At 32.8% G+C, this 14494-nt stretch carries 14 protein-coding genes and 3 pseudogenes; 4 read left to right on the top strand and 13 right to left on the bottom strand.

Annotated features, from left to right (window positions below):
- Nucleotides 1-84: 84 nt before the first annotated feature.
- Entirely contained in the window at nucleotides 85-1809 is a 1725-nt protein-coding gene (gene ade, locus AZF37_RS08275; protein ID WP_088370368.1) for an adenine deaminase, read from the bottom strand.
- 207 nt (nucleotides 1810-2016) lie between these two features.
- Between ade and AZF37_RS08280 the strand changes: the two genes are divergently transcribed.
- A complete protein-coding gene (locus AZF37_RS08280) occupies nucleotides 2017-3399 on the top strand; it encodes an NCS2 family permease (RefSeq protein WP_088370369.1) in 1383 nt (460 codons plus the stop codon).
- A 136-nt stretch (nucleotides 3400-3535) separates the two neighbouring features.
- Here AZF37_RS08280 and AZF37_RS08285 read toward each other — a convergent pair.
- The 9 genes and pseudogenes from AZF37_RS08285 to AZF37_RS08315 form a co-directional block, all read right to left on the bottom strand.
- A pseudogene (locus tag AZF37_RS08285) lies at nucleotides 3536-3963 on the bottom strand (DUF815 domain-containing protein).
- Between the two features lie 22 nt (nucleotides 3964-3985).
- Nucleotides 3986-4105 (bottom strand): DUF815 domain-containing protein, encoded by a 120-nt coding sequence (locus tag AZF37_RS13475; protein WP_088370689.1) that lies wholly within the window; start codon nucleotides 4103-4105, stop codon nucleotides 3986-3988.
- A 26-nt stretch (nucleotides 4106-4131) separates the two neighbouring features.
- Nucleotides 4132-4416, bottom strand: coding sequence for a hypothetical protein (locus AZF37_RS08295; RefSeq protein WP_088370371.1), 285 nt, complete (start codon nucleotides 4414-4416; stop codon nucleotides 4132-4134).
- A gap of 53 nt (nucleotides 4417-4469) precedes the next feature.
- The gene (locus AZF37_RS08300; RefSeq protein ID WP_088370372.1) at nucleotides 4470-4661 is read right to left on the bottom strand and encodes a hypothetical protein; all 192 of its coding nucleotides are present in this window, start codon (nucleotides 4659-4661) and stop codon (nucleotides 4470-4472) included.
- A 119-nt stretch (nucleotides 4662-4780) separates the two neighbouring features.
- Complete coding sequence (gene nrdJ, locus AZF37_RS08305; RefSeq protein ID WP_088370373.1) at nucleotides 4781-7129, bottom strand: ribonucleoside-triphosphate reductase, adenosylcobalamin-dependent; 2349 nt, start codon at nucleotides 7127-7129, stop codon at nucleotides 4781-4783.
- Nucleotides 7130-7408: 279 nt separating this feature from the next.
- The gene (locus tag AZF37_RS11880) at nucleotides 7409-7807 is read right to left on the bottom strand and encodes a cobalamin-dependent protein (protein WP_342668718.1); all 399 of its coding nucleotides are present in this window, start codon (nucleotides 7805-7807) and stop codon (nucleotides 7409-7411) included.
- A 14-nt stretch (nucleotides 7808-7821) separates the two neighbouring features.
- On the bottom strand, nucleotides 7822-8325 hold the full coding sequence (locus tag AZF37_RS12865) for a B12-binding domain-containing protein (protein ID WP_342668719.1): 504 nt from the start codon (nucleotides 8323-8325) through the stop codon (nucleotides 7822-7824).
- A 51-nt stretch (nucleotides 8326-8376) separates the two neighbouring features.
- Nucleotides 8377-9111 (bottom strand): annotated as a pseudogene (locus tag AZF37_RS11890) (homocysteine S-methyltransferase family protein); the annotation flags it as partial.
- Nucleotides 9112-9312: 201 nt separating this feature from the next.
- Nucleotides 9313-9729, bottom strand: a complete 417-nt coding sequence (locus tag AZF37_RS08315) for a hypothetical protein (RefSeq protein WP_088370374.1) — start codon at nucleotides 9727-9729, stop codon at nucleotides 9313-9315.
- A 394-nt stretch (nucleotides 9730-10123) separates the two neighbouring features.
- On the opposite strand from AZF37_RS08315, the gene AZF37_RS12870 reads away from it, so the two are divergent.
- From AZF37_RS12870 to AZF37_RS08325, 3 genes and pseudogenes are all read left to right on the top strand, one after another.
- On the top strand, nucleotides 10124-10651 hold the full coding sequence (locus AZF37_RS12870) for a methylenetetrahydrofolate reductase (protein ID WP_342668647.1): 528 nt from the start codon (nucleotides 10124-10126) through the stop codon (nucleotides 10649-10651).
- Nucleotides 10644-10859: a methylenetetrahydrofolate reductase gene (locus tag AZF37_RS12875; RefSeq protein ID WP_342668648.1), complete on the top strand. Its 216-nt coding sequence runs from the start codon at nucleotides 10644-10646 to the stop codon at nucleotides 10857-10859. The genes AZF37_RS12870 and AZF37_RS12875 overlap by 8 nt, the downstream gene beginning before the upstream one ends.
- Before the next feature lie 443 nt (nucleotides 10860-11302).
- Nucleotides 11303-11706: pseudogene (locus AZF37_RS08325) on the top strand (YdeI/OmpD-associated family protein); the annotation flags it as partial.
- Nucleotides 11707-12002: 296 nt separating this feature from the next.
- Here AZF37_RS08325 and AZF37_RS08330 read toward each other — a convergent pair.
- The 3 genes from AZF37_RS08330 to AZF37_RS08340 form a co-directional block, all read right to left on the bottom strand.
- Entirely contained in the window at nucleotides 12003-12992 is a 990-nt protein-coding gene (locus AZF37_RS08330; protein WP_162474021.1) for a BMP family protein, read from the bottom strand.
- Between the two features lie 294 nt (nucleotides 12993-13286).
- On the bottom strand, nucleotides 13287-13655 hold the full coding sequence (locus AZF37_RS08335) for a hypothetical protein (protein WP_088370376.1): 369 nt from the start codon (nucleotides 13653-13655) through the stop codon (nucleotides 13287-13289).
- 25 nt (nucleotides 13656-13680) lie between these two features.
- The gene (locus AZF37_RS08340; RefSeq protein WP_088370377.1) at nucleotides 13681-14493 is read right to left on the bottom strand and encodes an undecaprenyl-diphosphate phosphatase; all 813 of its coding nucleotides are present in this window, start codon (nucleotides 14491-14493) and stop codon (nucleotides 13681-13683) included.
- Nucleotide 14494: the final 1 nt, after the last annotated feature.

Here is a 14494-nt window from a genome sequence, read left to right on the forward strand (position 1 = left end):
CTATATATAATACAAAAAAGTCTTTAGTAACACTTACACTACTAAAGACTTTTATAAAACTATTTAATTTTACGTATTTTTCATCTATTCAGCATCAACTGTAATAAATTCAAATAAATTAACATCAAACAATCCTTTATCTGTAATTTTAATCTCAGGAATAACAGGCAGTGCCATAAATGCTAATGTCATAAAAGGATCTACCCTTTCATTAATTTTTAGAGGTTTAGTAAGTGCTGTCAATTCATTCATTTTAGCACTAACAACTTCCAAATCCTCTGTAGACATTAAACCAGCAATTTTCAGAGATATCTCACCTATAATTTTACCACCACTGCTAATGGTAATACCACCATCTATTTCTTTAGTTCTTCTTATACAATTTAAAATATCCTCATCATTATCACCAATAATAATTAAATTATGACTATCATGAGCTACCGTAGATGAAATAGCACCATTTTCGATACCAAAGCCTTCAATTAAAGCCGTAAATAAAGTAGACTTACCGCTATGTCTTTCAATAATTACAATTTTACAAATGTCTACATTAGGATCTTTGATAAAAACACCATTTTCAATTTTTACTTCCCTTATAACTTTTTTTGTAACAACACTATCAGGTAAAATTTTAATAACATTAACCTTGTTGCCTTTTAAATAAAGGGCTATATCGCGCTTAGTAATTTCCTTAATATTCACTTTTGATATTATTTTTTCGCTACCAACATCTCCTGCTACTCTAAATAAAGGCTTACTATCCTCTGCCACTAGCTTTCCATTTTTAAAAACTAAGCTTGGCTTAATATTAGTTAAGGAATCAAAAACAATTAAATCAGCAATATAGCCTGGAGCAATAGCACCTTTTCCTTTTAAGCCATAACATTCTGCAGCATTAAGAGAAGCCATTTTAATAGCATCAATAGGTTCAACACCACCTTTTATAGCTATATTTATATTTTCATTAATATGTCCTCGCTCCGAAATTTTTTCAGGATGTTTATCATCAGAACAGAATAGACATCTTCTTAAGTTATCTTTATTTAAGGCTGACAATAAATTCTCCACATCCTTAGTGACAGTCCCCTGTCTCATTTGAATATAAAAACCAGCCCTTAACTGCTCTAGCATTTCTTCTGGTGTTGTACACTCATGATCTGTTTTTACACCTGAAACAGCATAAACATTTAGTTCTTTTCCAAACAAGTTTGGTCCATGACCATCAACAATTTTATCTTTAGCTATTTCTAATTTATCAATAATATCCTGACTGCCGTTAACAACACCAACATAATCCATTAATTCTCCTAATCCTTTTACTCTCGGATGATTAATTAGTTTTTTTAAATCTTTAGCTTTTAGAATTGCTCCAGATGTTTCAAAAGGCGTTGCAGGCACACAAGAAGGCAACATAACATAAACATCCAGCGGCGTCTCTTCTGTAGAATCCAGAATATAGGAAATACCAGCCAAACCGGAAACATTGGCAATTTCATGAGGGTCAGCAATAACAGTAGTAGTTCCTCTAGGAATAATATTTTTAGCAAATAAAGGTGGTGCCACCATTGAAGATTCAATATGAACATGAGCATCTATAAATGAAGGACTGACATATTTACCTTTTAAATCAATTTCTTCCTTACCTTCATAATCCCCAATTCCAATAATTATACCCTCTAATATGCCTAAATTACCATTGATGATTTCATTAGTAAACACATTAATTATATGACCATTTTTTAGGACTAAATCACATTTAATCCGACCCATAGCACCATCAATTTTCTCTTTAATGCCCACTTTTCTCATCCTCCTTTTCTTGAGCTAAAAATTTAAAGTCATTCTCTTTACTTCATATTATAAAAATAATATCATTATTACTGTTATAATACAATAAAATTGATGATTTACCCATAATTTGAAAACGTTTTCAATCTATTTTTTTTAAATTTTCACTTGTGTTTTTATACATATCTCTCTATTATTAATATAATAAAGTTAAGGAGGGATAGTTACATGTTTAAAAAAGTTTTTAAGCTAAAAGAAAACAAAACTACAGTCAGAGTAGAACTTTTAGCAGGTTTCACAACATTTTTGGCCATGGCCTATATTCTAATTGTTAATCCACAGATTCTAGGTACAGTTATTAATACGCCTGGCAATCCAGAAGCTTACCTAGGACAATTGGTTTTTGTTACTGCTTTATCCGGTGCATTTGGTTCAATTTTAATGGGTATCTTAGGTAACTTACCAGTTGCTTTAGCCCCTGGCATGGGAATGAACGCATTCGTTGCCTTTACAGTAGCTGCTCCAGTAGCAATGGGTGGTATGGGCTTTACTTGGCAACAAGCATTAGCCGCAGTATTCTTATCTGGTATTATTTTTATCCTTATTACTGCAACAGGCCTTAGAGAAAAGGTCATTCGTGCAATTCCTAATTCCCTAAAAGCTGCAGTTGGTGTTGGAATCGGTTTCTTCATTGCATTTATTGGTTTACAAAAATCAGGTATTATTATTCCCAATGAAGGCACTTTTGTAGGCATGGGAGACTTAACAAATCCTAAAGTACTTCTTTCAATATTTGGTGTTTTAGTTATTTTCTTTCTAATGTCTAGAAAAGTTAAAGCGTCAGTATTCTTCGGAATTGTTATTTCCACCATTGTAGGTTTAATCATAACTTATACTGCTGGCGCAGCAAATGGCTTCTGGGATTTAGGTGTTATGTTACCTTCAAATGGTATTTTTTCTTGGACACCGCCAGTTGATTTATTCGGTCAATGTTTTGGCGCAATACCAAGTCTCCTTACAGCAGAACATATTACAGGTACATTAATTGTAATAATCACGGTTCTCTTTGTAGACTTCTTTGATGCTACAGGTACACTTCTTTCTGTCACTAGAAGAGCAGGACTAATTGAAAAAGATGGTCAGCCAAAAAATGTAGGCAGAGCATTATTTGCAGATTCAATTGCAACTACAGCAGGTGCTGTAATGGGTACTTCATCTGTTACAACATATGTAGAGTCATTGACAGGCGTTGAAGTAGGTGGAAAAACTGGATTGACATCTGTTTTCACCGGTATTTTCTTCTTAATTGCAACTATTTTTGCTCCTATTTTTGCTATTGTAACACCAGAGATTACAGCACCAGCCCTTATTGTTGTTGGTTGTCTCATGGCACAGTCATTAGGAGAGATTGACTTTAAAGATAAAGAAACTGCCTTTGCCGCATTCATTACAATTATAATGATGTTACTAACATTTAGTATTGCAAAAGGTATTGCTTTTGGCTTTATTGTTTATGGATTCTTAATGCTTGCTTCAGGAAGAGCAAAAGAAGTTCCAGTATTAATATACGTATTAGATGTGCTTTTCATCTTAATATTGGCCTTAAGTTAACGAACTAATAAATAGTCAAATAAAAAGAGGTTGAATCACATCTGTGGCTCAACCTCTTTTCTTTTTATATTCCTTAATTATCTTCACTAATATAATTTAATACAAATTGATGAGCCGTTCTTCTTGATCGACCATTTTAGGTTAGTTCCCATTGTAAAGCTGCTGCTTTAATATTTTCATTTAATTCAATACCTTCTTTCAAAAGAAGACCTTCGACAATATTTAAATACTCTGTTTGAGATGGCTTCATAAATAAAATATGAATACCAAAGCGTTCTGCCAAGGAAAGTTTTTCATTGACTGTATCATTTCTAAAAATATCCTCACCTACGCTACCTCTATCACTCCATGTCTCCATAATTAAATGTTTTCTGTTAGAAGTAGCATAAATTAATACATTTTCAGGTTTCTTTTCTAATTGCCCATCTAACAATATTTTTAAATATTTATATTCAGTATCCCCAGCTTCAAAAGATAAATCATCCATAAATATAATAAAATATTGTTTTCTTTTTTAAGAGTGTCAATTAATTCAGGTAGCTCTCTTAAAGACTGTTTCGGCATTTCAATTAAACGCAAACCCTTCTCACAATATAGTGGTAATAAAGCTCTGACACAGGAATGACTTTCCTGTTCCTCTACCGCCAAATAAAAGCATATTATTACAGGGTAAACCATTAATAAAAGCATCTGTGTTAGCGATTATAGTTGCCTTTTCTTTTTCTAACCCAACTAAATCCTCAAAGAGCGCATTGGATCTACTTCTTCGATACCTTCAAGACGGTGATTATACCATTTATAAGCACTATACTTGGAAAGCTCTCCAACACCAAAAACGTTCATATGTTCAAGTAGTCTCTCTACAAAAATTTCACAATCTGTTGATTGAACCATGTTCTCTATTGAACGCTCGTAAGGATTTCTCGCCATTCTTCTTTTTACTAAAAGATCTGGAGAAATACCATTAATTTTTTCTGAAACTAAATGCCAATTACAAGATAAAAGTTCTACATGCAAAGCTTCACAATCATGAATAATACCTGCTTTCAGAACATCTTCCCCACCTTTTGCTACTGCAAACCTTCAACCATTAAGCGAATAATATATTCTTTAATTACAGCCTCGGTTACACTTTCAGCTTTATAAAAATATATTATTTCCTGCAAAGCATCATAATAGGCATTTCTATTTCCCATCTTGCTAAAAAGAAGATTCTTTACTACATCATTGTCTAAAACATGTTGAAAAATACATAAATTCATATTTCTTTCCCCCCTGTTATATGCATATTATCTTTATTGTATCATAAAAAAAGTACTGACGTCACCTTTCATAAAAAAAGGAAGCGAGAAAACGCCTCCTTCAAATCATAATTTCTTTATTAACGAACTGGGCAGATTCCAGTTTCACAGCCATCATTTGATAATTCAAGCTCAACATTAGGCTGTTCATATTTCTGAATAAGGGAAGGAATAAAGGGTTTCATTTTTTTCACTTTTTCCTCATATTCTTCTTTAGTAATAGCCTCATATGGCAGTAATTCATAGAAACTATCATCTAATGGCAAAAATGACACAGCAACTAAATCATCCCAATTGTTCCAAACCCACTCTTCAACATCATCCCACTCATTATTTCTAACACTTACTGTAATTGAACAGTTGTGGTCTACATAGTTTTCCATAAACATTTTATAGTTTTCTAGCTGCTCTATTGCAGAAACATCATATTTTGTTCTTCCTTCTGGTGCCTTAATCGGAAACTCTACTACCTTTGTAACGCAAGTACTCCAATCTTGACCAACTTCTGGGAATACAGGATAACCTAGTTCTTCACAAACCTTCACGAGAGGATCATGAGCATTAATGCGAACACGACGAACAAAATACTCGGAATGTGAATAGTGAACCCCACTGGATACGGCTGGTAGCTGGCTTAATGTACCTTCAGGCTTAACTGTAGTAATTAATAGAGGTGCATTGTGATCAAGAGATTTTGCATATTCATCTCCTGCTTCTCTTGCAGTTGCCCTTAGCCGTCTCAATAAAGCCGCTTCCTCATCTTTAGACATCCCTGTTGCATTAACCATATCTTGCCAGCCAGTTAATGAACACCCTAATAGTCTGTCTCTTTGCTGAACATGATTCCAGCGTGGTAACTCAAGTTCCACACAAGTCATTCTATAAGCAGCACGAGCTGACAAACGCTGAGCTTCTAAAAGGCCTGCTTCATCTAATACGCCATTCTCATCAACATAGGCGAATGTATTAATCGTTGTTAAATTACAAGCACCATTAGAATCTAAAAGAATTTCTCCACAAGGATTAACCCCTGCCATATTCGGTCTTCTTTTTTCTGCTGCTTCTCCATTAATCCAACCAGGCTCTCCACTATAGCGCATTTTTTCAATTTGCCATTTGAGACGTGAACGTGTTGGTTTTTCTCTATAATAAATAGAATTATTACTCATTTGACGGTGAATTACATCTGTATTTACTTCCCATTTACCATCAACTTGTTTATAAAGAGAAGATTTTGCATCAATACATTCTTGGTCGTTGGCATCAACAATAATCATTTCTGCTGTTCTACGAACACCGCCAACAACTACATTTTCACCAATAATATTGCAAATATCTAGACAATCAATGGGTTTTAATGATACTCTTTCATCTTCAATTTCTCCTCTTTTACGGACAACTGTTGCAATTTTATTAAACATATTTTTCAAGCTTTCATGACCACTTGCGGAACCTCCAAAAGTGCGGAGTTTTTCTCCTTTTGGTCGAACATTTGAATAATCAAAAATAACAGTTTTAATGTGACGATATTCATGACCGCTGATTAACTCTAAGAAAAATTTTAATGCCTGAGCCCATCCCTCTTTTGAATCACCAATTGTAATTTCAGCTCTGTTTTCGTCATGAAAATTAAGAGAAGTATAATCTTTTCGCTCTTCCATTTCAACAGGTGAATAATCTCTGTGAATTACTTCAAACTGTGTTCTAAACTTTGGAAGAGATTCTACATCTTCTGGTAGTACTCGAGCACCTACACCAGCACCAACCATCAGTAAGTAAAATAACTCTTTAAAATCTTCAATAGATGTAATTGTCTCAAAAGCACAATTGAAGTTAGCTAAAGGATAAAATCTAGACACATCTGTATTGCCTACCCAAAATGTTCTACCTGAAAGAAATTGTTTTAAATTGAAAATATTATCAAATAATTTTTCAGCTTCATCTCTTGAAGTAGGTAATAAGCTTGTATTGCATTCCACTGCTCTACGTACAGTTTCCCACCAATATTCTCTGCGACCTAAATCTTCTAAATAGCGAGAGTATGTTCTGTAATAAACAAAATCACCAAGTCTACCCATAGGGGATTTTTTATGTTTATAGTCACTGATAAATTCATCTGTTACCATTACAAAATCAGATTTTTTATTAACACCTCTAGTCTGTCCTTGAGCCCATCTATAAATAATATATTTTTTTGCTACGTCTTTGCGATTAGAACCCATTAAAAGAAATTCAACCATATCTTGTATTTCTTCTACATTAATTGCTCTATCTCTTTCACGAATCATTTCTTGAATTTTTAAGCTAACATCACCACTTAAATCTTGATCTACACCCTCTTTTGTTTCTGACATTGCTTTTTCAATAGCCATTTTTATTTTTTTAGGTTTAAATTCCACTAAATAGCCTTGTCTTTTAATTACATCCACTTGTCACCCTCCAATTTCAATATCCTTATTTTATCACTGTTAAACACACCATATAGTACTTCTTAAAGTTTAAGCAACACTATATATAGTGTTGCTTAACTATTATCTCTTAAATTAAAATTCCTGTCAACAGTAAAACTTACAATTAACCTCATTCTCTATAAATTTTTTTATAATGGAAAAACAAAGGATTAGAAATCCTATTTCTTGGTTTATTCTTCTTAAGAACATATTATTTTTCAAGTTATTTCATAATTTTTTTAATTATAACAATATGTTTTACTGACAAACTGAATCTGCAATAGAAACTGATTCTCTAGCATCCTTACCATAAAAATCTGCCCCAATCATTTGGGCATATCCTTCTATTAAAACAGCACCGCCTACAAAAACTGGTGCTTTAATGCCAGCATCTTTAATAAGGGCAATAGTTTCTTCCATGTTTTTAACGGTAGTTGTCATTAAAGCAGATAACCCTATTAAGTCCACATTTTCTTTTAATGCAGTTTCCATAATTAAAGCTGGATCTACATCTTTGCCTAGATCAATTACATTATAGCTATAATTTTCCATTAATACTTTTACTATATTTTTTCCAATATCATGAATATCGCCTTTTACAGTAGCTAAAATAATTTTTCCTTTATATTCTGAGGCACCTTCATCAGAAGTAAGAATGGCCTACTTAATTACTACAAAAGCATTTTTACAGTCTCTGCTGATTGAATAAGCTGAGGCAAAAAAAGTTCCCCTTTTTCAAAGCGCTTCCCCACAATATCCAGTGCCGGTATTAATATAGTATTAACAATTTCTAAAGATGTTTGACTCTTTATAAGTTCTCTTGTTTTAGGAGCAGAACTGTCTTTTAAGCCTTGGAGAATAATAGTCTCTAAAGAAGCGTCTTCTATTTTCTCTACTGGTTTCTCAGTTTTAGTTAGTCCGCCATAACGATCGATAAAAGATACACCATCCTCATCTTCTGCTGACAGAACTTTAAAAGCATCTATGGCTTCTATCATATCAACGGCCATAGGATTTAAAATAGCTACATCAAGTCCTGCAGTCATTGCCATTGTTAAAAAAGTCTTATTCACTAAAGGTCGATTAGGTAATCCAAAAGAAACATCGGAAACACCTAATACAGTTTTAAGTCCTAATTCCTCATGTACTTTTCTAACAGCTTTATATGATGGCATTGTACCACAACAGCCTCCTATTACTTGTAACCCTTGATCTACAAACCCCTTAACTTCTGAAATAAACTCATCTTCCGTTAAATTATAAACGGTTTCCCCATTTTTAATGACTGGTAAACCGGCATTAGGTTGAATCATAACAGGAATAGAGGCTTCCTGCAAAATTCTTTCAAGAATAGGTTTTGATTCAGCAGGTCCTAAAGAACAATTCATGCCTAATACATTTACCCCAAGACCTTCAAGAATGGCTACCATCGTTTCTGGATTGGTTCCTGTTAATGTTCTGCCATTAGATTCAAAAGTCATTGTTGCAAAAATAGGTAGTTTCGTATTTTCTTTAGCTGCTAAAATCCCTGCCTTTAGTTCATAAATATCAGAAAAGGTTTCAAAGAGTATCGCATCACAACCTGAATTTTCCCCAGCAATAACCTGCTCCTTAATAATGAATAGGCATCATCAAATGTTAAAGTACCCATAGGAGCCATTAATTGACCAATAGGCCCTATATCTAAAGCAATATAGCTTTTACCCCCCCCCACCATTGGCCTCAATTGAAGTCTTGGCACAGTCAATTGCCCCTTTAATTATATCCGTTACTGAATAGCCAATATCTTTCATTTTAAATCGATTAGCGCCAAAAGTATTGGTCGTAATAATATTAGCACCACTTTTTAAATAGGTATTATGAATAGCCTTAATAATATCTTGTTTTTCAATATTATAACGATCTGGCAATTCTCCGCCAGTCAGCCCCCACTTTTTGTAACATAGTTCCCATAGCTCCATCAAAAGGAAGCATCTGACCCTGATCTATCTTGTTCTGTAGCACCGTGTTCCCTCTTTTCTAAATATACATTGTCCTAGCATTGAACAGCTGGCACATTTATCTCTATCTTCTGAAACTGGTTGTTTTTATAAGCCAATTAAAACCGTTACTGATTTTCTTGGTATTAGCAAATGATTTTCAGTTACTGACAAACCCAGTTTTCAATAACCATCTAGAAACTGTACCAACTGATTTTGAACAGTTATTGGATAATCCCCATAACCTGGGCTATAGCGAAATGTAAAAAAGTAAGGTGTTTCTAAATCCTCTCTTACAACAGTTTCTATATAATCACAGACCTCCTCAACAAGCTGAGTTCCACAACTATCTAAAATAAAGTTTTTAGTTAAATCAGTTTTACTATAATAGTTAATTCTCTTTTCTACTTCTATTCCTAATGCAGCTGCCATAACTACACATTTTTCAGCATCTTTCAAATGATGTTGAATGGATTCACCCAGTAAAGGAAAAGGTTGGTCTTTTAAATAAACATCGCCATTAATATCTCTTAAAACATCAACAATTTTATAGATATACTTATAATGACTAATAGCTATTATTTCAATTGCGCATTTCATCTATTAGTTGATCCAGGTCCTTACTATAAACTTGATTTTTATAACCTAAATAGCGAAGCACTTCGTTTTTATTTACATCAAATAACATTTTCTCACCTTCCTTAACCCTATCTCTTCTATTATATAGTTTTTAGTCACAAAATAAAATGAATCCCTTACAAATTCTTTAAAATATGCTAAACTTAGTAGAGTAACAATACTATAGGAGGTTTTCAATGAAAATTAAAACACTATTAAAAAACAAAAAACAGTTGTTTCTTTTGAAGTATTCCCACCAAAAAAGAAACAGGAACCCTTACCTCCATGAAAGAACAGCTACATAACTTTGAAGGATTACACCCCGATTTTATGAGTGTTACTTATGGTGCTGGTGGTTCTACTTCAAAAAAACTCTATGGAAATAGCATCAATTATTAAAAATGATTTCAATATAGAATCCCTAGCCCACTTAACTTGTTTGTCTTCAACAAAAGAGGATATTGTCTATATATTAGATGCCTTAAAAAATAATGGCATTGAAAATATTTTGGCATTAAGAGGGGACTTTCCAAAAAAAGACTTCATTAATCAAATTCCTAATCCTCTACAATTTGGATATGCTCAGGATTTAATCGCCTTCATTAGAGAACGTTATGAAGATACTTTCTCAATTGGTGGCGCTTGCTATCCAGAAGGTCATCTGGAATCTAGAAGTCTAACACAAGATTTACTCAATCTTAAAACAAAAGTTGATACAGGAGCTGACTATCTCATTAGCCAGCTATTCTTTGATAATGAAGTATTTTATAATTTTTTAGATCAAAGTCAAAAAATAGGGATTAATATTCCTATTATTGCAGGCATAATGCCTGTTATCAACTCAAGACAAATCCAAAATATTATCACTTTAAGTGGTTCTTCTATGCCTAAAAAATATGCCTAAAAAATTTATTAGAATTTTAGATAAATACAAAGATAATCCAGCAGCCCTAAAAGAAGCTGGCATTATGTGTGCAATTGATCAAATAATTGATCTAGTTACAAGTGGCGTAAAAGAGATTCACATTTATAGTATGAATCGACCTGATGTGACAGCAAAAATTATGGAAAATATTCCTAATATTTTAGATCATAAAGAACTAATCTCATAATTTTATATTAGAGACCAGTTGAGAAATATCTCTACTGGTCTTTTTTGCTTAATGATTACCATTGCTAAAAATATATGATTCAAATAACAGAGGGGATAAATGCTACTTTATCAAAATTAATGCCAAGCCTATTGAAAGAACAAATATCCCAATTTATTTAGAATACTATTTTCTGCATTGACTTTGATACTAAATTGACTCTACAATGCATCGGAGGTATGTTGGTAAATTCCCCAGAAAAGTATATTGAGAATATAGTCATAACTATGCAGAATATCCATGTAGAAAATGAAGCATCTTTTAACAAAAAAAGAAAAATACTTCTTGTTTCAGGCAGTTAAATATAGCATAATTTCATTTAACAATATAATAGAAAGCAAAGAAATGAGGAAACAAAATGAATAATATATTAGCATTTCCTGATAGAATAGCATTTCGCACTTGGTTGGATTGATGGTCAAATACAAAATCTTGGTAATAAAACCTAAAAGAAATATTTCTCTATACGCCGAAAAAATAGTAAGTGGTCGGAAAAAACAAGTCTTTGGTTGAGTAGCTTGAACAACAAGGGAAAATGACCGATTGGGGCAGAGCAAAAATTGAGGAAGCAAAGAAAAACGGGCAATGGGACAAACTAAAAGCGACACCAGTTATAGATGAACAAATAGCATTCTTATCTGATTTATTGAAAGAACATGAACCATCCTATACAAATTTTTTGACCATGTCTCCATCTGTAAAAAAGACTTATACACGAGCATACTATGATGCGAAAACCGATGCTGAACGCATCCGTCGCGTAGCTTGGATAATTGAAAGATTAAATAAGAATTTGAAACCAATGTAGAAATGCTCTACTTGAAAATATGTATTTTGAAAACGCTAAGCTAACTATAGATTTTTTCAAAAATGAATTGCAACAGATTAAATTTCAGAACCATGAAAAAAGAAGGCGATTTAAAGGCTGAGAGAAATAAAAGTCAATTAATTAAACTATATAAAATCAGTTGAGCTCTGTTTTAACAATATGGCAACTTAATCTAACTATAAAAAAGCTGGTAGACATAATTTTTTGTGTCTACCAGCTTTATACCATTTCACCTAATGTTAACAGTTTTTCAATTCATTATTAAGATGTAAAGTTTATAGTTTAATATATTTCATAACATCTAGTTTTCCGTCTTTAATTTCCTTAACAGCTTTTTCAACTGCTTCTTTTGCTACAGGCTTAACTTTGTCTTCTAAAGCTGGATTGTAAGTAAATGTTACAATACCATCTTCAACACCTTTAAGGTAGTTTTTACCTTCAAATTTGCCTTCTTTTACTAATTCCACAGTTTGTAAAATTGCTGTAGCCATGTCAATATTAGCACAGGCAATTAAACTATCTTTATAGGCATCATACTCGGGTGCAATGGAACCAATAGCATAATGTCCTTTTTCCTTAGCTGCTTCATAACCGCCACGACCAGCGTGGTCAGCATCTACCATTACAATGTCAGCTCCTTGGTTAATTAGAGATAAAGATTGCTCTTTTAATTTATTAGCATCGTCAAAGCTACCAGTCATTGCTGTTAATACTTGAACATCAGCTTTAGCATATTTAGCGCCAGCATCATAACCTAGAATATCGTTTTTAATTGGCGGAATTTCTTGCCCCCCAACACCTGCAACGACTCCAACATCACTCATATTAGCTGCAAAGATACCTTGTAAAAAACCTGATTGATAGCTGTTTTGAATTGAACCTAAGTTTTTACCGTTCCCAATATCTGTGCTTGTAACAATAAATTTCACATTTGGAAATTCTTCTGCAACAATTTTAGCGCCATCAGTAAATTCATATCCGTGTCCAATAACTACTTGACAATCTTCTTTAGCGTAATCTCTCAAAATCTTTTCATAGTCTGATGGTTGTGTATTTTCATTAAAAATAACTTCAGCTCCGAGTTGGCTTTTAATCTTCATTAATCCCTCGTAGGCTGTCTGACACCATCCGCCATCTGTTTTTGAGCCTGTAAATGCCATCCCAACTTTAAAATTGTCTCCACCAGCACTGCTACCTCCGCTGCAAGCAACTAATCCAATTGCTGCTAGAAACACAAAGCCTATTGCTAATAACCACTTCTTCACATTAACCACTCCTTTTACATTGTTCATTCTAGGTACTTTTATTAAAGCTCACTATTCATTCCCCTCTCCTTGTACTGTGCTCCTCCTTGAATATTTAGGGATTATTTAAATATTGAAAACCTTTTCAACATCATTCACAAAGAATTTGTTCGTTATATAAAAAATTAATGAATTATAGTTTAATAGTCCGTTTCTTTTATTAATAAGATTATATCACAAAATCCAAACATGTACATAGTAAAACTAAAAAAGCATTCCTTTTATTTAAAGAAATGCTTTTTAAATCAGAAAAATTTATTTATTATGTTGCTCTCTATAATCTAAAAACAACATAATTTCCGCTACTGCTAAAAGTAAATTATTAATGTTTAAAAACCAAAAAATAGGAAAAGAGCCAATTATAGCTGCCCTAATTATACCAGAAAAAATACCTACAATTAATAAAATTTCAATAATTGTAAAAGATTTTTCTGTTCTAATTAAATAGGCTGAAACAATACCTGTAATTGATATTATAATCAATAAAACCATAGCAATAATGCCAATTAAACGACTAGCATTAGGAATACCCCCTGCAAAGAAATAGGTAATAAAATAATAAATTAATGCCCAGACGCCAGATAAACTACTACACATCAGAGCCAGTTTCTTCTTTCCACTCATTTTCTACACTCTCCTCTATTATTAACTAAACAATAATTCCTGTAGCTACCAAAACAAGCACAATTATACCTATAATAATTCTATAATAAACAAACCCTTTAAAGGAATGCTTCCCCAAAAACTTTAAAAAAGCACCTACAATAATATAAGCCACAACAAAGACTACAATAAAACCAACAATTAAAGCAATCCACTCTGAGCCATTAGCGATTTGAATGTCTTTTAATTCTAATACAGTTGCGCCTAGCATAGTGGGCATAGCCAAGAAAAAAGAAAACTCAGCTGCTGTTCTGCTGTTGAGTCCTGAGAACAAACCACCTGTAATAGTGGAACCTGAACGACTCATACCAGGCAACATTGCCAACACTTGAAAAAGTCCTACTTTTAAAGCATCAATAGGTTTTATTTTATCTAAAGAGTCTTTATTACTTTTGCCTTTCATTACTCGTTCTCCTACATAAAGAAGAATGGCGCCAACAATAATAAAGACACCTACAATCTCCGGTCTAAATAATGATTTAAAGAAATCTTTTAATAAAAATCCTAAAATCATTGACGGGATAAAGGCTACAATCACATTAATCCAAAGACTCCTTCCCCAAGGATTGCCACCACCTAAGTTTTTAAAAGAATTAATAATTTTATGTCTATAGTAAATGACAACAGCAAGAATTGCACCCAATTGAATTATGATTTCAAAACTATCTGCAAAGGCTCCTTTAAAATCTATAATACTACCAAAAATAATTAAATGCCCTGTTGAAGAAATTGGTAAAAACTCTGTAACACCTTCAACAATACCCATTACGATAGCTTTTAAAATTAGTATAAAATCCATC

Origin of the sequence: endosymbiont 'TC1' of Trimyema compressum, assembly GCF_001584725.1 — a bacterium.
In the GTDB taxonomy this organism is placed as follows: domain Bacteria; phylum Bacillota; class TC1; order TC1; family TC1; genus TC1.